The sequence below is a fragment of the Streptomyces sp. NPDC002537 genome, assembly GCF_053594975.1.
In genome coordinates, this window is the sequence record NZ_JBSFWT010000089.1 from 1 (window position 1) to 21,593 (window position 21,593).

Sequence of the window (21,593 nt, forward strand, 5' to 3'; positions counted from 1 at the left end):
CCGTGCCCACACCCGCGGGCGGGTCTTATTTCCGTCTGGTGGCGGCTGGGGGTCCCCACCTCCCGCCCGTCGGGGTATTGTGGACACCGCGCGCAGCGCGGTCCGGGGCCCGGGGCGGAGCCCCGGAGAACAACCCGCACCCAGAAGCAGGGGCAGCAGCCTGCCCTATCGCGTACCCGTGACGACAGTCACAACCCGGTGATAGCTTCGGCAGAAGCAGGCGCACCAGCCCCTCCGGCTGAAGGAGTCCGCTCCATGAGCCCGTTCACCGGCTCCGCCCCCGGTACGAAGGAATGGCGGCACCTCCACCTCGCCCTCGACGCCGGCGTCGCGACCGTCACCCTCTCCCGCCCCGCCAAGCTCAACGCCCTCACCTTCGGCGCCTACGCCGACCTGCGCGACCTGTTGCCCGAGCTCGCCCGCGACGGCTCCGTACGGGCCCTCGTGCTCGGCGGCGAGGGCCGCGGCTTCTGCTCCGGCGGCGACGTCGACGACATCATCGGCGCGACCCTGGCCATGGACACCGCGGCCCTCCTCGACTTCAACCGGATGACCGGACAGGTCGTCCAGGCCCTGCGCACCTGCCCGTTCCCCGTGATAGCCGCCGTGCACGGGGTCGCGGCGGGCGCGGGCGCCGTCCTCGCGCTCGCCGCCGACTTCCGGGTCGCCGACCCCACCGCCCGCTTCGCCTTCCTCTTCACCAAGGTCGGCCTCTCCGGCGGCGACATGGGCGCCGCCTATCTGCTGCCGCGCGTCGTCGGCCTCGGGCACGCCACCCGGCTGCTGATGCTCGGCGAGCCCGTGCGCGCCGACGAGGCGGAACGCATCGGCCTCATCAGCCAGTTGACCGACGAGGGCGGGGCCGCCGCCGCGGCGCAGTGCCTCGCCCGCCGCCTCGCCGCCGGGCCCGCCCTCGCCCACGCCCAGACCAAGGCCCTGCTCACCGCCGAGCTCGACATGCCGCTCGCCGCGTCCGTCGAACTCGACGCCGCCACCCAGGCCCTGCTGATGAACAGCGCCGACTACGCGGAATTCCACGCCGCCTTCACCGAGAAGCGGCCGCCCGCCTGGCGGGGGCGGTGACCATGCGGGTCGCGGTCATCGGCGGCGGCCCCGGCGGCCTCTACGCCGCCGCCCTGCTGAAACGTCACGACCCCGGCGGCGAGGTCACCCTCTGGGAGCGCAACGCCCCCGACGACACCTTCGGATTCGGCGTCGTCCTCTCCGACGAGACCCTCGGCGGCATCGAGAGCGCCGACCGGGACGTCCACGCCGCGCTGCGCGCCGAGTTCGTCCGCTGGGACGACATCGACATCGTGCACCGCGGCCGTACCCTGACCTCCGGCGGCCACGGCTTCGCCGCCCTGGGCCGCCGTCGCCTCCTGGAGATCCTCCACGCGCGCTGCCGCGGCCTCGGCGTCGGCCTCCGCTTCCGCGCCGAGGCCCCGCCCGCCGCCGAACTGGCCCGCACCCACGACCTCGTCATCGCCGCCGACGGAGTGCACAGCATTACCCGCGCCACCCACCGGGAACACTTCCGCCCCACCCTCACCACCCACCGGTGCCGCTACATCTGGCTCTCCGCGGGCTTCGCCCTCGCCGCCTTCCGCTTCGAGACCGCCGAGACCGAGCACGGGCTGATGCAGCTGCACGCCTACCCCTACCGGGCCGACGCCAGCACCGTCATCGTCGAGATGCGCGAAGAGGTCTGGCGGCGCGCCGGGCTCGACCGCTGCGACGAGGCCGCCTCCGTCGAACAGTGCGGCAAGTACTTCGCCCGTCTCCTCGACGGCCGCCCCCTGCGCGCCAACCGCTCCGCCTGGACCGCCTTCCGCACCGTCGTCAACGCCCGCTGGTCGCACGGCAACACCGTCCTCCTCGGCGACGCCGCCCACACCGCCCACTTCTCCATCGGCTCCGGCACCAAACTCGCCGTCGAGGACGCCCTCGCCCTCGTGCGCCACCTCCAGGAGGCGCCTTCCGTCCCCGGGGCCCTCACCGCGTACGAGGCCGAACGGCGCCCCGCCGTGGAGTCCACCCAGCGCGCCGCCCGCGCCAGCCTCGAATGGTTCGAGAACCTCGCCGGCCACGTGGACCGGCCGCCCCACCGCTTCGCCTTCGACCTCCTCACCCGCAGCCGCCGCGTCACCCACGACAACCTCCGCCTGCGCGACCCGGCCTTCGTCGCCGCCGTCGAGGCGGAGGCGGGCGTACCGCCCGGCACCCCGCCGATGTTCACCCCCTTCCGGCTGCGCGGCCTGACCCTGCGCAACCGCGTCGTCGTCTCGCCGATGGACATGTACTCCGCCGTCGACGGCACCCCCGGCGACTTCCACCTCGTCCACCTCGGCGCCCGCGCCCTCGGCGGCGCCGGACTGGTGATGACCGAAATGGTCTGCGTCAGCCCCCGCGGGCGCATCACCCCCGGCTGCACGGGCCTGTACGCGCCGGAGCACGAGACCGCCTGGCGCCGCGTCACCGACTTCGTCCACGCGCGGGCACCCGGCACCGCCATCGGCCTCCAGCTCGGGCACTCCGGCCGCAAGGGCTCCACCCGCCTCCAGTGGGAAGGCATCGACCAGCCCCTCCCGTACGGCAACTGGCCCGTCGTCGCCCCCTCGCCCCTGCCCTACCGGCCCGGCGTCAACCAGACCCCGCACGCCCTGACGCCGGACGAAATGGCCGTCATACGCGAGCAGTTCGGGCGGTCCGCCGAAGCCGCCGCCCGCTCCGGCTTCGACCTCCTCGAACTCCACTGCGCGCACGGCTATCTGCTCTCCAGCTTCCTCTCCCCGCTCACCAACCGCCGCACCGACGCCTACGGCGGCACCCTCGCCGCCCGGCTCCGCTACCCCCTCGAAGTCTTCGACACCGTCCGCGCCGTCTGGCCCGCCGACCGGCCCATGACCGTCCGCGTCTCCGCCACCGACTGGGCCGACGGGGGCACCACCGACGACGACGCCGTCACCATCGCCCGCGCCTTCGCCGAGCACGGCGCCGACGCCCTCGACGTCTCCACCGGCCAGGTCGTCCCCGACGAACGGCCCGCGTACGGCCGCTCCTACCAGACGCCCTTCGCCGACCTGATCCGCCACGAGGCGGGCATCCCGGTCATCGCCGTCGGCGCCATCTCCTCCTGGGACGACGTCAACTCCCTGATCCTGGCGGGCCGCGCCGACCTCTGCGCCCTCGCCCGCCCCCACCTCTACGACCCGCACTGGACCCTGCACGCCGCCGCGGACCAGGGCTACAGCGGCCCCGGCGCGCCCTGGCCCGCCCCGTACCGGGCAGGCAGCCGCAAACCACCGACAGGGCGCGGCACCTGACGCGCCCGCCGCCTACCCGCCGCCCGTCCCGATGTCCGTCCCGATGTCCGCCTGCACGAACCGCGCCCCCGCCTCCCGCAGCCGCGTGTGCAGCGCCGCGAAGACCCGCGCCGCCCGCGACCCCGGCCAGTCCATGGGCAGCAGCGCCACCGGCAGCCCCGGATCGGCGTACGGCAGCCTCCGCCAGGAGTCCAGCGCGAGGAGGTAGTCCCGGTAGGCGTCGCGCGGCGGAACGGTGCGCCGCCGCGCCCACCGGTGCAGCACCGGCTCGTGGATCTGCAGGAAGGACCGGTGCTGCGCCGCCAGCGACTCCAGGTCCCACCACCGGCCCACGGCCTCCGCGGTCGGCTCGAACCCGAGGTGACCGCCCCGGAACAGGTCGACGTAGGAGGCCAGTTCCAGCCGCTCCAGCGTGTGCCGGGTCTCCTCGTGCACATGCGCCGGGGCGATCCACACCCCGGGCGCCGCCGTGCCGAACCCCAGCCGCGACAGCCGCGACCGCAGCAGATGACGCTTGTGCCGCTCCTCCTCGGGCACCGAGAACACCGCCAGCAGCCAGCCGCCGCCGGACCGCGTCGACGCCCGGCCGTAGATCCGCCGGTCGCCGTCGTCCAGCAACTGCCGGGCCGCGTCCGACAGTCCGTACCCCGCCGCGCCCTCGGGCGTGCGGTCCGGGACGAGCAGCCCGCGCCGTTTCAGCCGGGAGACGGCCGACCGTACCGAGGGCGAATCCACCCCCACGGCGGCCAGCAACCGGATCAGGGACGCGATCGGCACCGGACGCCCGGCCGGCTGATCCGCGCGGCCGCGACCGTACGCGCCGTAGAAGGTGACGATGAGGGACCGAGGAGTATGGAGTGGTTGCTGGTCAGTCACGGGGAAACTGTAAAGCTCCGTTGCGCAGCCGGAAGCGCTGCAGTTTGCCGGTGGGCGTACGCGGGAGGGCATCCATGAACACGATCTCGCGAGGGCACTTGTAAGGCGCGATCTCCTTTTTGGTGAACTCCCGTAACTCCGCGGCCGTTTCCCCGGTGCGCGGCACACCGGGCCGCAGCACCACATGCGCGACGACCACCTCGCCGCGCCGCTCGTCCGGCCGCCCGACGACCGCCGCCTCCAGCACCTGCGGATGCCGCAGCAGCGCCTCCTCCACCTCGGGGCCCGCGATGTTGTGGCCCGCCGAAATGATCATGTCGTCCGCGCGGGCGACGTACCGGAAGTAACCGTCGTGCTCCCGGACATAGGTGTCCCCCGTGAGGTTCCAGCCGTCCCGCACGTACGCGGCCTGCCGGTCGTCGGCGAGATAACGGCAGCCGGTGGGGCCGCGCACGGCCAGCAGCCCCGGCTCCCCGTCCGGCACCGGCCGGCCGTCCGCCCCGACGACCCGCGCCTCGTAACCCGGCACCGGCAGCCCGGTGCTGCCGGGACGCGCGGCGTCGTCGGCGGCGGAGATGAAGATGTGCAGCATCTCGGTCGCGCCGATGCCGTTGATGAGCCGGAGCCCCGTGGCGCGCCGCCACGCGTGCCAGAGCTCCGCGGGCAGGTGCTCGCCCGCCGACACGCAGCGGCGCAGGGACGAGGTGTCGTACGCGCCCAGCCGGGCGAGCATCGCGCGGTACGCGGTCGGCGCGGTGAACAGCACCGAGATCCGGTGCCCCTCGATGTCCTCCAACAGCCGTTCCGGCCCCGCCCAGTCGGCCAGCAGCGCGGACGCGCCCGCCCGCATCGGGAAGATCACCAGCCCGCCGAGACCGAAGGTGAAGCCGAGCGGCGGGCTGCCCGCGAAGACGTCGTCCGGGCGCGGCTGCAGCACCCCCGCCGAGAACGTGTCGGCGACGGCGAGCACGTCCCGGTGGAAATGCACACACCCCTTGGGGCGCCCCGTGGTGCCCGAGGTGAAGGCGATCAGGGCGACGTCGTCGGCGGACGTCTCCACCGCCGCATACGATGGGGGTTTGTCCGCGGCCAGCCGCAGCAGGTCGTCCGGCGACTCCCCGCCGTACGGCGTGACCCGTAAGGAGGTCACCGACGCCCGCGCCAGGTCGTCGACCGACCGGGTGTCGCACAACGCGTGCCGTATGCGGGCGAGTTCGCAGACCGTCGCCAGCTCGCGCGGACGCTGCGCCGCCAGGACGGTCACCGCGACCGCCCCCGCCTTCATCACCGCGAGCCAACAGGCCGCCAGCCAGGGCGTGGTGGGGCCGCGCAGCAGCACCCGGTTGCCGGGCACCACCCCCAGATCGGCGGTGAGCGTGTGCGCTATCCGGTCGACGTGCCCCCGCAGCTCCCCGTACGACCAGACGCGGCCCGCCCCGTCCCGTACGGCCGGGCGGTCCGCGCCCAGCCGCAGGGCCGTCGCGTCCAGCAGCTCCGCGCCGCAGTTGAGCCGGTCGGGGTAGCGCAGCGCGGCCGGGCCTGCGAGATCGAAGCGGAGGACGGGCCACTGCCCGGCGGGCGGGAGATGGTCGCGCGGGAAGGTGTCGACATGGGCCGACGGCTTGAGCTCCATCGCGGATGCGCCCCCTCGCGCCGATGAGATGCCGATGAGATGGGGGAGAACGGGGGTCTTGCCAGCCGTGCGAATCCGCTGTCAGCGTATCGACTTGGTGACGGCAGTCAACTGAACGCGATATGTGATCGAGAAGGGGACGCCCGATGCCGGCCCAGCCCTGCACCTCCCATCTGTTCGCGCTCGACCCGGCCCAACGTACTTGGTACGCGGAACTGCGCGCGCTGGCCTCGGAAAACCTCCGGCCACTGGCGGAGGCGGGACCCCAGGGCCGCGTCGACCGCCCCCTCGTCGCCGCCCTCGGCGAACTCGGGCTGCTCGCCCGGCTCTTCCCCGCCGACGGCCCCGTACGGGCCATGGACCTCTGCCTGCTGCGCGAGGCTCTCGCCCGCGAGTGCACGGACGCCGAGACGGCCCTCGCCCTCCAGGGGCTCGGCGCGTACCCCGTCGTCCTGTCCGGCACCCCGGAACAGCGCGCCCGGTGGCTGCCCGAGGTCGTCGCCGGGCGCGCCGTACCGGCGTTCGCGCTCAGCGAGCCGGGCGCGGGGTCCGACGCGGCGGCCCTCGCCCTGCGCGCCGAACCGGACGGCCCCGGCTGGCGGCTGACCGGCGAGAAGCGCTGGATCTCCAACGCGCCCGAGGCCGACCTGTACGCCGTCTTCGCCCGTACGGGCCCCGAGGGCGGCCGGGCCCGGGGCATCACCGCCTTCCTCGTCCCCGCCGGCCGGGCCGGGCTCGGCGGGGAACCGCTCGACATGCTCGCCTCGCACCCCGTCGGCGCGCTCGCCTTCGACGGCGTCCCCGTCGGCCCCGGCGACGTCCTCGGCGAGGTGGGCGACGGCTTCCGCGTCGCCATGCGCACCCTCGACCTCTTCCGCCCGAGCGTCGGCGCCTTCGCCGTCGGCATGGCCCGCGCCGCGCTCGACGCCGCCGTGGCCCACACCGGTGGACGCCGGGCGTTCGGCGGCCCGTTGAAGGACCTCCAGGCCGTCTCCCACCGCCTCGCCGACATGGCCACCCGCACGGAGGCCGCCGCCCTCCTGGTGTACGCGGCGGCGGCCGCGTACGACGCGCGGGAGTCCGGCCTCGCGGCCCGCTCCGCCATGGCCAAGCTGTACGCCACCGAGGCCGCCCAGTACGTCGTGGACGCGGCCGTGCAACTCCACGGCGCCCGCGCCCTCCAGCGCGGCCACCTCCTCGAACACCTCTACCGCGAGGTCCGCGCGCCCCGTATCTACGAGGGCGCCACCGAGGTCCAGCGCACGATCATCGCGAAGGAGCTCCACCGATGACCCACGAGCGCGTGAACCCGCCCGGACTCGCCCCGCCCCGGGGCTTCTCCCACGCGGTGCTCGCCACCGGCACCCGCCTGGTCTTCCTGGCCGGCCAGACCGCCCTCGACCACACCGGCCGCCTCGTCGCCGCCGACCTCCCCACCCAGTTCGACCGCGCTCTCGCCAACCTCCTGCACGCCCTCCGGGCGGCAGGCGGCACCCCGGCCGACCTGACGAGACTCACGGTCTACACCACCGACCTCCCCGCCTACCGCGCCGCCTCCCACGAACTGGGCACCACCTGGCGCCGCCTGGCGGGCCGCGACTACCCGGCGATGGCCGTCCTCGGCGTGACCCGCCTCTGGGACGCGGAGGCGCTGGTGGAGGTGGAGGGGGTGGCGGTACTGGGGTGAAGCCGACGTGGTCGGCTTCACCCCGGGAACCGGCTAGATGTCCCGGAAGATCTCGATCTGGGCACCGATGGAGTTGAGGCGGGCCGCGAGGTCCTCGTAACCGCGGTTGATGACATAGACGTTGCGGAGGACCGAGGTGCCCTCGGCGGCCATCATGGCCAGGAGGACGACCACCGCCGGGCGCAGCGCCGGGGGGCACATCATCTCGGCGGAGCGCCAGCGGGTGGGGCCCTCGACCAGGACGCGGTGCGGGTCGAGGAGCTTGACGTCGGCGCCGAGGCGGTTGAGGTCGGTGAGGTAGATGGCGCGGTTGTCGTAGACCCAGTCGTGGATGAGGGTCTGCCCCTGCGCCGCCGCGGCGATGGCCGCGAAGAACGGCACGTTGTCGATGTTGAGGCCGGGGAACGGCATCGGGTGGATCTTGTCGATCGGCGCCCGCAGCTTGGAGGGGCGCACGGTCAGGTCCAGCAGCCGCGTACGGCCGTTGTTCGCCGGGTACTCGGGGCTGCGCTCGTGGTCGAGGCCCATCTCCTCCAGGACGGCGAGCTCGATCTCCAGGAACTCCACGGGGACGCGGCGGATCGTCAGTTCCGACTCGGTGACGACGGCCGCGGCCAGCAGGCTCATGGCCTCCACCGGGTCCTCGGAGGGCGCGTAGTCGACGTCGCGGTCGATGGTGGCCACGCCGTGCACGGTGAGGGTGGTGGTGCCGATGCCCTCGACCCGTACGCCCAGCTCCTCCAGGAAGAAGCAGAGGTCCTGGACCATGTAGTTGGAGCTGGCGTTGCGGATGACGGTGACGCCGTCGTGGCGGGCCGCCGCGAGGAGCGCGTTCTCGGTGACGGTGTCGCCGCGCTCGGTCAGCACGATCGCCCGGGTGGGTGCGACCGAACGGTCGACCTGCGCGTGGTAGGTGCCGTCGGTCGCGGTGACCTCCAGGCCGAAGTGCCGGAGCGCGGTCATGTGCGGCTGCACGGTCCGGGTGCCGAGGTCGCAGCCGCCCGCGTACGGAATCTTGAAGTGCTCCATGCGGTGCAGCAGCGGCCCGAGGAACATGATCACGCTGCGGGTGCGGCGGGCGGCCTCGGTGTCCATCGAGGCCAGGTCCAGCTCGGCGGGCGGGACGATCTCCAGGTCGTTGCCGTCGTTGATCCAGCGGGCCCTGACGCCGATGCTGCCGAGGACCTCCAGGATCCGGTAGACCTCCTCGATCCGCGCGACCCGGCGCAGGGTCGTGCGCCCGGCGTTGAGCAGGGTCGCGCAGAGCAGGGCCACACAGGCGTTCTTGCTGGTCTTGACGTCGATGGCGCCGGAGAGGCGGCGCCCGCCGACGACCCTCAGATGCATCGGGCCCGCGTACCCGAGGGAGACGATCTCGCTGTCGAGGGCCTCGCCGATCCGGGCGATCATATCAAGGCTGATGTTCTGATTTCCCCGCTCGATGCGATTGACGGCGCTCTGACTGGTGCCGAGCGCGTCCGCGAGCTGCGACTGGGTCCAGCCTCGGTGCTGCCGTGCGTCGCGGATGAGCTTGCCGATGCGGGCGAGGTAGGCGTCTGTCATGAGTCAGACGGTATCTCAGATATGAGATTTCTTCCTTGTGTCGCCTTCCTGACGGTCATTTCTTCCCCGCATGACCGGCCGACAGGCCCCTCGGGCGGCCTGTTTCCCCCTGGGCGGGAGCTTCGGTGGCGCTGCGCGCCCGGGTGTGCTTCGGCGCCCCGGCGCGCGCGCCGACACTCGCGCCGGGGGTGGCGGTACGGCCGCCGGACGTCCGGTGGCGGCGCAGCCCCGGTGTGCCCGCCGCCACCAGGGCGACGGCCCCGACACACAGCAGGCCGCCGCTGACCAGGGCCGCCGCACCTGACGTGGCGTCCGCCAGCAGCCCGCCGCGCAGATTGCCGAGATCCGGACCCGCCTGCCCGACGATCTGCTCGGCGGCGCCGACGCGCCCGAGCAGTTCACCGGGTGTGTGCAGCTGGACGATGGTGCTCCGGGACACCACGGAGACGGTGTCGGCCGCCCCCGCCAAAGCCAGACAGGCCAGTCCGGCCCACGGGTGGGACATCAGCCCGAACAGTGCGAGCGCCACGCCCCAGACGGCCGATCCGCCGAGCATGACCAGACCGGGGCGCGGGGAGCGGGTGAAGGCGCCGGAGAAGAGGGACGCGACGCCGCCGCCGACCGCGATCGCCGCGAGGAACAGCCCCAGCGTGCGTGGATCGCCGCCGAACCGCTCCGTGTTGACCAGGGGAAACAGGCCGACCGGCATCGACAGCACGGTGGCGGCCAGATCCGTGAGCAACGCCCCGCGGACGACAGGAGCGCGGACCAGGAAGGCCAGCCCGTCCGCCGCGCCGCGCAGGCCGGGCCGGGCCGACCCGCCCACAGGGACCGACCGCGGCAGACCGGACACGCCGACGAACGCGGCCCCGAACGTGACCGCGTCGAGCAGGCAGCAGCCGCCGACGCCCCATACGCCCACGACCAGCCCGCCCAGCGCGGGCCCCGCCAGCAGCGCGCCCTGGAACGCGACGCGGTTCAGCGCCAGTCCGGCCGCCACCTGTTCCCGGGGCAGCAGGCTCGGGACGAAGGTACGCGCGGCCGGGCCGCCGCCCGCGACGAAGCAGGACTGCACCGCCACCAGCGCCAGCACCCCCGTGGCCGGGAAGCGCCCGAGGAGACCCTGCAGCGCGAGGAAGAGCGCGACGGCGGCCTGCCCACCGGTCATGACGAGCGAGAGCCTCCGCCGGTCCACGCGGTCGGCGACCGACCCGGCGAAGAGCCCGAGCGCGACGAGCGGAACCGCCTGGGCCAGACCGACCGCACCGGTCCAGACGGTGCTCCCCGTCAGCTGCCAGACCTCGAACGCCACGGCGACGAGCGCCATCTGACTGCCGATCCCGGAGAGCGCCTGACCGAGCCACAGCCGCCGGAACGCCCGCGACGACCGTAACGGCGTCACGTCGAGCAGGACGCGCCCCAGCCCCGTACGTCCCGGCGCCGCGCGAGGGCCCGTCACTCCCATGCGGGGTCCTGCGCCAGTTTCTCGGCGATCCGGTCGTGGAAGCTCTTGCGCGCCAGGGCCGCTTCGATGTCCGCGACGACCCGGGTGAGCGGATAGGGGAGCTCGGCCTCGACATCGGCGAGTGCCGCCTCGGTGGCCCGCCATTCCGCGGCCAGGCGGCCGACGACGGCGCGCGCCTCGTCCGTGAGCGTCACCTTCTTGCTGCGCCCGTCGTCGCCCGCGACCGTCCGCACCCAGCCCGCCGCGCGCATGGCGGCCACCTTCTGACTGAGGGCCGAGTGCGTCCGGCCGACCGACTCGGCCAGCTCGGTGATGGTCATCGGGCCGCGGTCGTGCAGCCGCAGCAACTCCAGGACGTAGCTCGGCTTGAGTCCGTCGATCCGCCGCTCGGTGTAGAGCCGGGCGATGTCGGCGTCCATCGACTCCTGGAGCAGCCGCAAGGGCCGCCAGAGGCTGTGCCGGGTGGGGTCGGGTGTGCGCTCCTTGGGCATGCGGCCATCGTAACAGCGCTTATATAAGTGCTGTTGTATCGACGCCCGCCAGGGCCACGACATGACCGTTCCCCGGTGATGTATTAGAGTTATCTCGACATCGAGATATCTGCCGAGAGGCGTACCGCTGTCGCGCCAGTAAGGCATGCCTAACTAAGGCACACCTTAGCGGATCCGCGCGGTGTCGGGGCGGCAGGATGGCCGCAGTACGCGAATTCATGCATGAAGGAGACTGTCGTGTCGGCGAACAGCTTCGACGCCCGCAGCACGCTGCAGGTGGGCGACGAGTCGTACGAGATCTTCCGGCTGGACAAGGTCGAGGGCGCCGCGCGCCTTCCCTACAGCCTGAAGGTGCTGCTGGAGAACCTGCTCCGCACGGAGGACGGCGCGAACATCACCGCCGATCACATCCGCGCGCTGGGCAACTGGGATTCGCAGGCCCAGCCCAGCCAGGAGATCCAGTTCACGCCGGCCCGCGTCATCATGCAGGACTTCACCGGTGTGCCCTGCGTCGTGGACCTCGCCACCATGCGCGAGGCCGTGAAGGAGCTCGGCGGCGACCCGGCGAAGATCAACCCGCTGGCCCCGGCCGAGCTGGTCATCGACCACTCCGTCATCGCCGACAAGTTCGGCACCAAGGACGCCTTCGGTCAGAACGTCGAGCTGGAGTACGGCCGCAACAAGGAGCGCTACCAGTTCCTGCGCTGGGGCCAGACCGCCTTCGACGAGTTCAAGGTCGTCCCCCCGGGCACCGGCATCGTCCACCAGGTGAACATCGAGCACCTGGCCCGCACGGTCATGGTCCGCGGCGGCCAGGCCTACCCGGACACCCTGGTCGGCACCGACTCGCACACCACCATGGTCAACGGCCTCGGCGTGCTGGGCTGGGGCGTCGGCGGCATCGAGGCCGAGGCCGCGATGCTCGGCCAGCCGGTCTCCATGCTGATCCCGCGCGTCGTCGGCTTCAAGCTGACGGGCGAGCTGCCCGCCGGCACCACCGCCACCGACCTGGTGCTCACCATCACCGAGATGCTGCGCAAGCACGGCGTCGTCGGCAAGTTCGTCGAGTTCTACGGCGAGGGCGTCGCCGCCACCTCGCTGGCCAACCGCGCCACCATCGGCAACATGTCGCCGGAGTTCGGCTCCACCGCCGCGATCTTCCCGATCGACGGCGAGACCCTGAACTACCTCAAGCTCACCGGCCGCTCCGAGCAGCAGGTCGCGCTCGTCGAGGCGTACGCCAAGGAGCAGGGCCTCTGGCTGGACCCGGCCGCCGAGCCGGACTTCTCCGAGAAGCTGGAGCTCGACCTCTCCACGGTCGTCCCGTCGATCGCCGGCCCGAAGCGCCCGCAGGACCGCATCGTCCTCGCGAACGCCGCCCAGCAGTTCGCCGTCGACGTGCTCAACTACGTCGACACCGCCGACGAGGCGGGCAAGGAGTCCTTCCCGGCCTCCGACAGCCCGGCCGCCGCCAACGGCGTGCCGTCCCGCCCGACCACCGTCACCGCCCCCGACGGGTCGACCTACACGATCGACCACGGCGCCGTCACCGTCGCCGCGATCACCTCCTGCACCAACACCTCGAACCCCTACGTCATGGTCGCCGCCGCGCTGGTGGCCAAGAAGGCGGTCGAGAAGGGCCTGACCCGCAAGCCGTGGGTCAAGACCACCCTCGCCCCGGGCTCCAAGGTCGTCACCGACTACTTCGACAAGGCGGGCCTGACCCCGTACCTCGACAAGGTCGGCTTCAACCTCGTCGGCTACGGCTGCACCACCTGCATCGGCAACTCCGGCCCGCTGCCGGAGGAGGTCTCCAAGGCGGTCAACGAGCACGACCTCGCGGTCACCTCGGTCCTCTCGGGCAACCGCAACTTCGAGGGCCGCATCAACCCCGACGTCAAGATGAACTACCTGGCCTCCCCGCCGCTGGTCGTCGCGTACGCCCTCGCGGGCTCCATGAAGGTGGACATCACCAAGGACGCGCTGGGCACGGACACCGAGGGCAACCCAGTCTTCCTCAAGGACATCTGGCCGACCGAGGCCGAGGTCAACGACGTCGTGGCCACCGCCATCGGCGAGGACATGTTCAACAAGTCCTACCAGGACGTCTTCGCGGGCGACGCCCAGTGGCAGGCGCTGCCGATCCCGACCGGCAACACCTTCGAGTGGGACGCGCAGTCCACCTACGTCCGCAAGCCCCCGTACTTCGAGGGCATGACGATGGAGACCACCCCGGTCACCGACATCGCCGGTGCCCGCGTGCTGGCGAAGCTGGGCGACTCGGTCACCACCGACCACATCTCCCCGGCCGGTGCCATCAAGGCCGACACCCCGGCCGGCAAGTACCTCACCGAGCACGGTGTGGACCGCCGTGACTTCAACAGCTACGGCTCCCGCCGCGGCAACCACGAGGTCATGATCCGCGGTACGTTCGCCAACATCCGCCTGCGCAACCAGATCGCGCCGGGCACCGAGGGCGGCTTCACCCGCGACTTCACGCAGGCCGCTGCTGCTGGGGATGCCCCCGTCTCCTTCATCTACGACGCCTCGCGCAACTACATCGAGCAGGGCATCCCGCTGGTCGTCCTGGCCGGCAAGGAGTACGGCTCCGGCTCGTCCCGCGACTGGGCGGCCAAGGGCACCGCGCTGCTCGGCGTCAAGGCCGTCGTCGCCGAGTCCTACGAGCGCATCCACCGCTCGAACCTCATCGGCATGGGCGTCCTGCCCCTGCAGTTCCCCGAGGGCGCCACGGCGGAGTCCCTGGGCCTCACCGGCGAGGAGACCTTCTCCATCACCGGTGTGACCGAGCTGAACGACGGCACCACGCCGCGTACCGTCAAGGTCGCCACCGACACGGGCGTCGAGTTCGACGCGGTCGTCCGCATCGACACCCCCGGTGAGGCGGACTACTACCGCAACGGCGGCATCATGCAGTACGTGCTGCGCTCGCTGATCCGCAAGTAGGCGGTTCCGCAAGGCCGGTTGAGGGCCGCACCCCGTTCGTACGGGGTGCGGCCCTCGTCGTGTTCGGCAACCCGCGGGGCGCCCCAACTCGTAAGGGTGATCGGAGCGTTGGGGGAGTGTCGGGCATTCCGCTTCCGGTTAGTCTCCGGCGGGGGTCGATGCCGGGACGATGTCGCTCCCCAGGGAGGGAACAACTCATGGGAACCGCCGTCACTTTCGGGGAGCTCGCACGTCTTTCGGGCGAGGAGCTTCCTCCGCGGCTCGTGCTGTCGAGGGTGATGCCGGCGGGATCCGGCCAGCCGGTGTATCCGGCCATGGTGAAGTCCGACCACGGAACGACGGTCGCCTACGCCTGCCAGTACCGGCAGAACGCGGGAAGTCCTCCGCTCCTCGTCTTCCTGGGACTCGCCTCCCGGGACCCCGGCTACACGACGACGTGCATTCCCGCGGCCATCTCCAGTCATTGAGCCAATCAGGACTTACAGAAGGGGAACGGAATGGACAACACCATCAGCTTCGAGGAACTCGACGGCGTCGCGGGCGAGGTGCTGCCCGAGCGGACCGTCATGGGCATCATGGCCACCCCGCTCGGCTTCGGCGACGGGGACGGCGGCTCCGGATCGGGCGCCGGCAGTGCCAGCAGCAGCTCCGCCTCGGCCGGGGGCGGGGTCGTGCACGCCCCCGCCCCGAGCGACCACGGCACCACGATCCTCTCGTCCTGCCAGTCCATCGACCGGCAGGGCACCCCGGGCCTGTTGGGCTCGCTCGGCCTGGGCTCCGAGAACCCCGCCGCCAACGTGACCTGCACCCCGGCGGCCATCTCCAGCCACTGATCGCATAGCGGTCCGTCGTACGCGCGTCACCCGCACGTCGTACGCACGGGGGAGGGCCGGGCGCGTCCGGCCCTCCCCCGCACTCTGTCCCCCTACGGAGAGCGCCCATGTCACTGCCCGCGCTGGTGCCCGGCACGGAACTGGTCGGCGAGTTCGAGGACTCCGGTTACCGCGAGCCGCCCCACCTGGTCTGCCGCCCGGACGGGCAGGTCGTGCGCCTGCCTGCCCTGCTCTACCAGGTCGCCCGCGCGCTCGACGGACAGCCCCTGGAGCGCGTCGCCGAGCAGCTCAGCCGGGAGACGGGGCGGGGTTTCACCGCGGAACACATCGTCTTCCTCATCGACGAGAAGCTCGTACCGCTCGGCCTGACGACCTACAGCGACGGCTCCCCGCCCCCGCCCGCGCAGAAGAGCGACCCGTTCCTGGCCTTCCGCTTCCGGCTGGCGGTACTGCCGGAGCGGGCCACATGGTTCCTCTCCGGCCTGTTCGCCTGGCTGTTCCGGCCGCCGCTGGTGCTCGGCGTCCTGGGCACGTTCGTGGGCGGCGAGGTGTGGCTGTGGATGACGCAGGACACCGGGGCGGCCCTGCGGACGGTCCTCTCGTCCCCGGCCGACGTCCTTCTCGTCGTCCTCCTGGCCATCGCCTCCTGCGTGTTCCACGAAATGGGCCACGGCGCGGCATGCCGCTACGGAGGCGCGCGGCCGGGGGCGATGGGATGCGGCATCTATCTGGTGTGGCCCGCCTTCTACACCGACATCACCAGTTCGTACCGGCTGGGGCGCGCGGGGCGCATCCGGGCCGACCTGGGCGGCGTCTACTTCAACGCGCTCTTCGTCCTGGGCCTGCTCGCGCTGTACACGTCGACCGGAAGCCCGCTCCTCCTGGTGGCGATCCTCTCCGTCCACCTGGAGATGATCCAGCAGCTTCTTCCCACACTGCGGTTCGACGGCTACTACATCGTCGCTGACCTGGTCGGCATTCCCGACCTCTTCAAGTACATCGCGCCCATCCTGAAGAGGTTCGTGCTCCGCCGCCCGCAGGACGAGCGGCTCCGGGCGCTCAAGCGGTGGCCGCAGATCGTCGTCACGGTGTGGGTCATGTTCCTGGTGCCGGCCCTCGTCCTCCAACTGGGCGCGGTGCTCGTCAACCTGCCCCAACTGCTCCGGTCCGACTGGCAGACCGTCGACCTGCTGGTGGAGAAGGCCGGTACGGCCGGCTTCCCGGCCCTCGGCACGGTCTCGGCGTGTCTCCGGATCGTGCTGCTCACCCTGCCCGTCGCCGGGCTGGCGCTGGCACTGGGCAGGCCCGTGCGGTCCCTCGCCCGCCTGGCACTCCGCCGCCGCCCCGTATGAGGGCGGCGGCGGAGGCCGGCCGACTTGAGCTGACGTACCGTCAGAACAGCAGTCGGAACTGGTTCCAGCCGGAGTTGCCGATCTTGACCTTGTAGTTGTACGGCTGGGACGCGTTGCCCGTGCCGCGGTAGAGCCACAGGGCGCCGTCGTTGTCACGGGCTATCAGGTCGGAACGGCCGTCCTGGTCCACGTCGCCCGTGGCCGCCAGCTTGTTGAACTGGTTCCAGCCGCCGCCGATGCGCTGCTTGGTCTCGAACGGCTTGGTGTAGTCGCCGGTGCCCTTGTAGAGCCACAGCACGCCGTCCTTGTCCCGGGCGACGATGTCGGTCTTGCCGTCACCGGTGAGGTCGCCGCGGCCCATGATCTCGGTGTACTGGTTCCAGCCCGGACCGACCTTCTTGCGGCCCGACAGGCTGCCGTCGGGGTAGGCCAGGTAGAGCCAGAGGACACCCTCGCGGTCGCGCACCAGGATGTCGGACTCCTTGCCGCCACCGAGGTTGCCCGGGGAGAAGAACTGGTCGTACTGGCCCCAGTCGTCCGCCACGACCTTCGCGCCGCTCTCGGTCGCGTAGATGATGTTCTGGTCGTTGTCGCGGATGTAGAGGGCCTCGCCGATACCGTCCCGGTCGTGGTCGACCCGCGTCGCGGCGTTGATCCTGCTCCAGCCGTTGGTGACGTACTCCTTGGGCGTGATGCCGCCCTTGCCGTCGGGCCAGTAGAAGTAGAGGTCGTCGCCGTTGACGGCGCTCAGCGGGAAGAACGGGGCCTCGGCGGTGGGGCCGTCGGCCTTGGCCTTGGCGCGCGGCGCGGCCAGGCCCGGGGCGCCGGCCTTGGGGGCCTGCGGGCCCGTCTTCGGGTAATCGCCGGACTTCGCCTCGCCGTTCAGCGCCTCGGCGCGGTGCTTGGCGGAGACGGCGGCGGCGAGCTTCGCGGCCGACTGGGCGGCGGCGAGCGCGGGGGAGGAGGAGCGCGAGGAGTGGGCGGCGGGGCTGTCGGCCAGGGCCGTTCCGGCGGAGGCGCTGACCAGGGCGGCGGTGACGACCGCGGTCGCGATGCGACGCACGGCGGTGCCGTGCGTACGGCCGGGAAGGTGAGCCACGTGGGTCTCCAGGAAGTCTCAGGTGAGGAGCGGCGGGCCCGGTCCGGGCCCGCCGCTTGGCCACCATGATCTTTCACATTTTCTTTACCTGTCAATCATGTTGTGGGGGTTTCGGGCCGATCAGCTCGATCTCTGCGAGTGTGCCCGCACCGGCCAGAGTCGCCAGCCGGTAGTGGCGGAAGGTGCCCGGGGAGCGCACCGAGAAGACCCGGGTCTGCCGGTCCCAGGCGAAGGACTCGCCCGTGCGCCGGTCGACCTCCGTCCAGTTCTCGCCGTCCGCGGAGCCCTTGAGGACCCAGCCCTTCGGCGCCTTGGCGCGGTCGGACGAGGTGAGGGTGTACGAGGTCACGCGCGAGGCGGACGGCACCTCCAGCGGGGCCGCCGTGAAGGTCTCCTCCGTGGCGGAGGTGTTGTCGGTGAGGGCCGACGTACCGGGCGTCGTCAGATCGCCCTCCGGGTCGGGCACCGCGTCGCCCCGGGTGAGGGAGGCGGGGCCCGCGTCCCGGCCGCTGGCCCACTTGGACGGCCGCGGGCCCATGGTGAACTCCAGCGTCCCGCCGTTCGCCACCGCCGAGTGCGGGAGCGCGGTGGAGTTCCACTCCTTGCCGTCGACCCGCAGCCCCTGCACATAGACGTTCCGGGCGCTGTTGTCGCGGGCCTTGATCACCAGGTCGTGGCCGTTCTCCAGGTGGACGGTGGCCTCCGTGAACAGCGGCGACCCGATCGCGTACTCCCCGCTGCCCATGACCAGCGGGTAGAACCCGAGGGCGCTGAAGACGTACCAGGCCGACATCTCGCCGTTGTCCTCGTCGCCCGGGTAGCCCTGGCCGATCTCGCTGCCGAGGTAGAGGCGGGACAGCACCTCGCGGACCTTCGCCTGCGTCTTCCACGGCTGCCCCGCCGCGTCGTACATGTAGGCGATGTGGTGCGAGGGCTGGTTGCTGTGGCCGTACATGCCCATCCGGACGTCCCGGGCCTCGGTCATCTCGTGGATGACACCGCCGTACGAACCGGCGAACTCGGGCGACCCGGTCTCGGGCGTGCGGAAGAAGGTGTCGAGCTTGCGCGCCAGTCCGTCGCGGCCGCCGTAGAGGTTGGCCAGCCCCCTGCTGTCCTGCGGGACCGTGAACGCGAAGTTCCAGCCGTTGGTCTCGGTGTAGTCGTACCCCCAGACGCGTGGGTCGTACTGCCGGGGCGTCAGCCGCCAGGCGCCGGAGGGGTCCTTGCCCTGGAAGAAGCCGACGGCCGGGTCGAAGAGCTTGACGTAGTTCCGGGCGCGGTTCAGGAAGTAGTGGGACTCCTCCCGGTAGCGGGCCTTGTGGGTCTTCTCGTAGAGGGCCTGGCCCATCCGCCCGAGGCCGAAGTCGTTGATGTAGCCGTCCATCGCCCAGGACATGCCCTCGCGCGTGGTGGTGCTGGTGTAGCCGAGGAAGGCGGAGGTCTCCATGCCCTTGCGGCCCACGCCGGGGTTGGGGGGCGCCACCGTGGCGTTCTTGAGCGCCGCCTCGTACGCGGCCTCCGCGTCGAACGGGACGCCCTTCACACAGGCGTCGGCGAAGGCGACGTCCGAGCTGGTGCCGGTCATCAGGTCGGCATAGCCGGGGGAGGACCAGCGGGAGATCCAGCCGCCGTCCTTGTACTGCTGGACGAAGCCGTCGACGAGCCTGCCCGCCCGCTTCGGGGTGAGGAAGGAGTACGCGGGCCAGGTGGTGCGGTAGGTGTCCCAGAAGCCGTTGTTGACGTAGACCTCGCCGTCGACGATCCGCGCGCCGGTCCGTGTCGGGGTGGACTCGCCGGCGGGCGGGGAGAAGGGGCTGGCGTAGCTGCTGTGCGGGTGTGCCGCCGATCCGGTGTTCTCGAAGCCCGAGTTGGGATAGAGGTAGAGGCGGTAGAGGTTGGAGTAGAGGGTGGTGAGCTGGTCCCGGCTCGCGCCCTTGACCTCGATCCGGTGCAGCACGTCGTCCCACGCGGCACGGGCCCGGTCGTGCACGTCGGAGAAGGCGGTGCCCGCCGGGATCTCCTGTTCGAGGTTGGCCTTCGCCTGGTCGACGCCGATGAGGGAGGTCGCGATGCGCAGGGTGACGGTCCGGTCCTGGCCCGGCCGGAAGCGCAGGTAGCCGGTGACGCCGTCGCCCCGGGTGTGGTCGTCGTCCGCCCGGGGCCGCTGCTCCGGGCCCATCGAGCTGATCGCGCTGCGCGGGGTGTTGGGGGAGCCGCCGAGCTTGCCGCTCGCGGTGACGGGCGCGTCGAAGACGCCGTAGACGAACAGCCGCCCGGCGCCGGTGGACAGCCCGCTCCGCACGTCGGAATAGCCGGTGATCACCCCGTGGTCGGGGTCGAGCGTCAGACCGCCCTCGTTCCTGACGTTGTCAAGGATGACGCTGGAATTCTCCCCCGGAAAGGTGAAACGCATCATCGCCGCATGGTCGCTGGGGACGATCTCGGACTTCAGCCCGTTGTCGAAGGTGACGCCGTAGTAGTGCGGCTTCGCGATCTCGCGGGAGTGGTGGAAGGGGAGGGCACGGGCCGTGCGCCGGGCATCCGGGGTGCCCGCGGCGGTCGAGGGCATGACCTGGAAGGTCTGCCGGTCGCCCATCCAGGGGCTCGGCTCATGACTGGCGCCGAACGCCTGGATGGTGGGGAGGTTGTCGGCGTTGTTGGCCGCGGCGTACTGGTAGAGCCAGTCGGTCGCGCCCGCATTGGTGACGGGGGTCCAGAAGTTGAAGCCATGGGGGACCGCGGTGGCGGGGAAGGTGTTGCCGCGCGAGAAGGTCGAGCTGGAATGAGTGCCGCGGGTGGTGAGGGCGTAGTCCGAGGGGTGCGCCGCCGGTCTCTCCTCCGGCGCCGGGGCGAGGGAGATGTCGTCCACCCACCCGCGGAAGGCCGCGGGGCCCACGGGGGAGTCATAGGCGATGAGCACCCGGGCCACGGTCCTGCCCGCGGCCACCGCGCCGATCCGCGACTCCTTGTTGTTCCACTGGTTGGCATAGAGGGTCTTGGAGGCGGCCTGCCCCTGCGGGGTGAGGGGCGCGCCGTGCTGGTCGACCGCGCCGAGCTCGCTCAGATAGGTGCCGTCGGTGAAGGCCAGGTCGATCGAGGCGTGGGTGGCCGGATAGCGCGGGTCGGCCTCGGGCATCGAGGGGAAGATCTTGTAGGAGAGCACGGTCCTCGGGGTGACCGCGACCTTCACGGCGAAGATCTTGTCGGTGGCGTAGGCGCGCCCGGTCGCCAGGTGTCTGCCGCCGTAGCGCAGGGCGTGGGTGCCCGTGAAACCGGCGCGGGCCTTGGCCGTCGGTGAGCCCGCGGGGCCGGAGTCGACCTGGCTGCGCATCTCCCGGGGCGGGGGAGCGCCGCTGTCCGCGGTGGCCAGCTGCAGCTCCGCCAGCTGGGTGATGTCATCGCCGTTGTTGTGGGCTATGTCCAGCCGGTACTGCCGGTAGGGCGTGCTGTTGGCGAAGGAGAACTCCTTGGTCTGGAGGCGCTTTTCGAAGGACACGTCGGTGCGGCTGTCCAGGGTCGTCCAGGTCCTGCCGTCGTCGGAGCCCTTGAGCGTCCAGTTCCTGGGATCCCGGCCGGGGGCGTCATTGGCGGAGGTCAGCGCGTAGCGCACGGCCGTGACCGGTCCGGAGAGCTCGAATTCCACCCAGGGGGCGCGTTCGAAGACAAGCCATTTGGTCGTGGGCTCGCCGTCGAAGAGGTTCTCCTTGCCCTCTCCGGCGCCGGCGTTCTCACCGCTCGCCCGGACGGCGGTGACCTTGTCGGTGACATTGCCGGGGATGCCGCCCGCCGTGTCACCGCCGTCGACCCCGGCGGATCTCCCGCGTCCGTCGGGGCCGGTCTCCACGGTGTTGCGCCAATCGGGCTGCGGGTCGCCCGGTTCGAAGGAGGAGGCGAAGCGCTGGGCGGCGGCGTCCGCGCGTACGGCGGCCGCGGTGCTCATCGCCGAGGCGGCCTGCGGGGTCTGAGTGGCCGTCACCACCAGCGCGGCCGTGAGGAGGGCCAAGGGGCGGCCGAGACTACGCCATCGGTGTCGGGTTCCCTGTCGCTGACTCTGCCGCATCACTGGCCTGGCCTCTCCACGAAACCGACAACGTTGTCACCTGAGTCGCGCAGAGATAAGTAGGGCGTGAGACGCCAGTGGTGTCAAGGGTTCGAATATTGGTGTCGTCGCGGCGGTGCCGCGGGTTGGGGAGGTCTCAACTAGGGAAAGACTGACGGTCGAAGCCGCTCTCGATCTTGCCCAGTTGATGTGAAGTGGACTATACCTGTCGGATCCGGGGCGGCCGTGGGCCGTCACGGCGGAT

Annotated in this window: 15 protein-coding genes; 8 read left to right on the forward strand and 7 right to left on the reverse strand. The window is 71.7% G+C overall.

Features of this window, described 5'->3' with window-relative positions; all coding sequences use genetic code 11:
- Window positions 1-255: 255 nt before the first annotated feature.
- Together ACWD4A_RS29460 and ACWD4A_RS29465 are read left to right on the forward strand one after the other, a co-directional pair.
- Window positions 256-1,083, forward strand: a complete 828-nt coding sequence (locus ACWD4A_RS29460) for an enoyl-CoA hydratase family protein (RefSeq protein WP_451198581.1) — start codon at window positions 256-258, stop codon at window positions 1,081-1,083.
- 2 nt (window positions 1,084-1,085) lie between these two features.
- The gene (locus tag ACWD4A_RS29465; RefSeq protein WP_451198582.1) at window positions 1,086-3,326 is read left to right on the forward strand and encodes a bifunctional salicylyl-CoA 5-hydroxylase/oxidoreductase; all 2,241 of its coding nucleotides are present in this window, start codon (window positions 1,086-1,088) and stop codon (window positions 3,324-3,326) included.
- A 12-nt stretch (window positions 3,327-3,338) separates the two neighbouring features.
- Here the strand turns inward: ACWD4A_RS29465 and ACWD4A_RS29470 are convergent, their stop codons facing one another.
- Both ACWD4A_RS29470 and ACWD4A_RS29475 read right to left on the reverse strand, forming a co-directional pair.
- Window positions 3,339-4,202, reverse strand: a complete 864-nt coding sequence (locus ACWD4A_RS29470; RefSeq protein WP_451198583.1) for a PaaX family transcriptional regulator — start codon at window positions 4,200-4,202, stop codon at window positions 3,339-3,341.
- Window positions 4,195-5,835: an AMP-binding protein gene (locus ACWD4A_RS29475; RefSeq protein WP_451198584.1), complete on the reverse strand. Its 1,641-nt coding sequence runs from the start codon at window positions 5,833-5,835 to the stop codon at window positions 4,195-4,197. The genes ACWD4A_RS29470 and ACWD4A_RS29475 overlap by 8 nt, the downstream gene beginning before the upstream one ends.
- Window positions 5,836-5,981: 146 nt before the next feature.
- On the opposite strand from ACWD4A_RS29475, the gene ACWD4A_RS29480 reads away from it, so the two are divergent.
- On the forward strand, window positions 5,982-7,127 hold the full coding sequence (locus ACWD4A_RS29480) for an acyl-CoA dehydrogenase family protein (protein WP_451198586.1): 1,146 nt from the start codon (window positions 5,982-5,984) through the stop codon (window positions 7,125-7,127).
- Complete coding sequence (locus tag ACWD4A_RS29485) at window positions 7,124-7,522, forward strand: RidA family protein (RefSeq protein WP_451198587.1); 399 nt, start codon at window positions 7,124-7,126, stop codon at window positions 7,520-7,522. The genes ACWD4A_RS29480 and ACWD4A_RS29485 overlap by 4 nt, the downstream gene beginning before the upstream one ends.
- A gap of 33 nt (window positions 7,523-7,555) precedes the next feature.
- On the opposite strand, the gene ACWD4A_RS29490 is transcribed toward ACWD4A_RS29485, so the two are convergent.
- From ACWD4A_RS29490 to ACWD4A_RS29500, 3 genes are read right to left on the reverse strand one after another with little or no spacing between them, the layout of a single operon-like run.
- Window positions 7,556-9,085: a helix-turn-helix domain-containing protein gene (locus ACWD4A_RS29490; protein ID WP_451198588.1), complete on the reverse strand. Its 1,530-nt coding sequence runs from the start codon at window positions 9,083-9,085 to the stop codon at window positions 7,556-7,558.
- Between the two features lie 55 nt (window positions 9,086-9,140).
- A complete protein-coding gene (locus tag ACWD4A_RS29495) occupies window positions 9,141-10,550 on the reverse strand; it encodes an MFS transporter (protein WP_451198590.1) in 1,410 nt (469 codons plus the stop codon).
- Window positions 10,541-11,041 carry a MarR family winged helix-turn-helix transcriptional regulator gene (locus ACWD4A_RS29500; RefSeq protein ID WP_451198591.1) on the reverse strand — a complete coding sequence of 167 codons (501 nt, stop codon included), beginning with the start codon at window positions 11,039-11,041 and terminating at the stop codon, window positions 10,541-10,543. Before ACWD4A_RS29500 ends, ACWD4A_RS29495 begins: the two co-directional genes overlap by 10 nt.
- Before the next feature lie 237 nt (window positions 11,042-11,278).
- Between ACWD4A_RS29500 and acnA the strand changes: the two genes are divergently transcribed.
- From acnA to ACWD4A_RS29520, 4 genes are all read left to right on the forward strand, one after another.
- Window positions 11,279-14,005: an aconitate hydratase AcnA gene (gene acnA / locus ACWD4A_RS29505; RefSeq protein ID WP_451198592.1), complete on the forward strand. Its 2,727-nt coding sequence runs from the start codon at window positions 11,279-11,281 to the stop codon at window positions 14,003-14,005.
- Between the two features lie 197 nt (window positions 14,006-14,202).
- Entirely contained in the window at window positions 14,203-14,472 is a 270-nt protein-coding gene (locus tag ACWD4A_RS29510) for a hypothetical protein (protein ID WP_451198593.1), read from the forward strand.
- A gap of 30 nt (window positions 14,473-14,502) precedes the next feature.
- Window positions 14,503-14,838, forward strand: coding sequence for a hypothetical protein (locus tag ACWD4A_RS29515; protein ID WP_451198594.1), 336 nt, complete (start codon window positions 14,503-14,505; stop codon window positions 14,836-14,838).
- Between the two features lie 107 nt (window positions 14,839-14,945).
- Window positions 14,946-16,190 carry a hypothetical protein gene (locus ACWD4A_RS29520; protein WP_451198595.1) on the forward strand — a complete coding sequence of 415 codons (1,245 nt, stop codon included), beginning with the start codon at window positions 14,946-14,948 and terminating at the stop codon, window positions 16,188-16,190.
- A 40-nt stretch (window positions 16,191-16,230) separates the two neighbouring features.
- Here the strand turns inward: ACWD4A_RS29520 and ACWD4A_RS29525 are convergent, their stop codons facing one another.
- Both ACWD4A_RS29525 and ACWD4A_RS29530 read right to left on the reverse strand, forming a co-directional pair.
- Window positions 16,231-17,289: an FG-GAP repeat domain-containing protein gene (locus ACWD4A_RS29525; protein ID WP_451198596.1), complete on the reverse strand. Its 1,059-nt coding sequence runs from the start codon at window positions 17,287-17,289 to the stop codon at window positions 16,231-16,233.
- 91 nt (window positions 17,290-17,380) lie between these two features.
- On the reverse strand, window positions 17,381-21,349 hold the full coding sequence (locus ACWD4A_RS29530) for a GH92 family glycosyl hydrolase (RefSeq protein WP_451198597.1): 3,969 nt from the start codon (window positions 21,347-21,349) through the stop codon (window positions 17,381-17,383).
- Between the last annotated feature and the right edge of the window lie 244 nt (window positions 21,350-21,593).

Excerpts from the sequence above, each read along its gene's own strand:
- ACWD4A_RS29460 (WP_451198581.1), top strand. The coding sequence starts at position 256 with ATGAGCCCGTTCACCGGCTCCGCCCCCGGTACGAAGGAATGGCGGCAC.
- ACWD4A_RS29465 (WP_451198582.1), top strand. The coding sequence starts at position 1,086 with ATGCGGGTCGCGGTCATCGGCGGCGGCCCCGGCGGCCTCTACGCCGCC.
- ACWD4A_RS29475 (WP_451198584.1), bottom strand. The coding sequence starts at position 5,835 with ATGGAGCTCAAGCCGTCGGCCCATGTCGACACCTTCCCGCGCGACCAT.
- ACWD4A_RS29480 (WP_451198586.1), top strand. The coding sequence starts at position 5,982 with ATGCCGGCCCAGCCCTGCACCTCCCATCTGTTCGCGCTCGACCCGGCC.
- ACWD4A_RS29485 (WP_451198587.1), top strand. The coding sequence starts at position 7,124 with ATGACCCACGAGCGCGTGAACCCGCCCGGACTCGCCCCGCCCCGGGGC.
- ACWD4A_RS29490 (WP_451198588.1), bottom strand. The coding sequence starts at position 9,085 with ATGACAGACGCCTACCTCGCCCGCATCGGCAAGCTCATCCGCGACGCA.
- ACWD4A_RS29495 (WP_451198590.1), bottom strand. The coding sequence starts at position 10,550 with ATGGGAGTGACGGGCCCTCGCGCGGCGCCGGGACGTACGGGGCTGGGG.
- ACWD4A_RS29500 (WP_451198591.1), bottom strand. The coding sequence starts at position 11,041 with ATGCCCAAGGAGCGCACACCCGACCCCACCCGGCACAGCCTCTGGCGG.
- ACWD4A_RS29510 (WP_451198593.1), top strand. The coding sequence starts at position 14,203 with ATGGGAACCGCCGTCACTTTCGGGGAGCTCGCACGTCTTTCGGGCGAG.
- ACWD4A_RS29515 (WP_451198594.1), top strand. The coding sequence starts at position 14,503 with ATGGACAACACCATCAGCTTCGAGGAACTCGACGGCGTCGCGGGCGAG.
- ACWD4A_RS29520 (WP_451198595.1), top strand. The coding sequence starts at position 14,946 with ATGTCACTGCCCGCGCTGGTGCCCGGCACGGAACTGGTCGGCGAGTTC.
- ACWD4A_RS29530 (WP_451198597.1), bottom strand. The coding sequence starts at position 21,349 with ATGCGGCAGAGTCAGCGACAGGGAACCCGACACCGATGGCGTAGTCTC.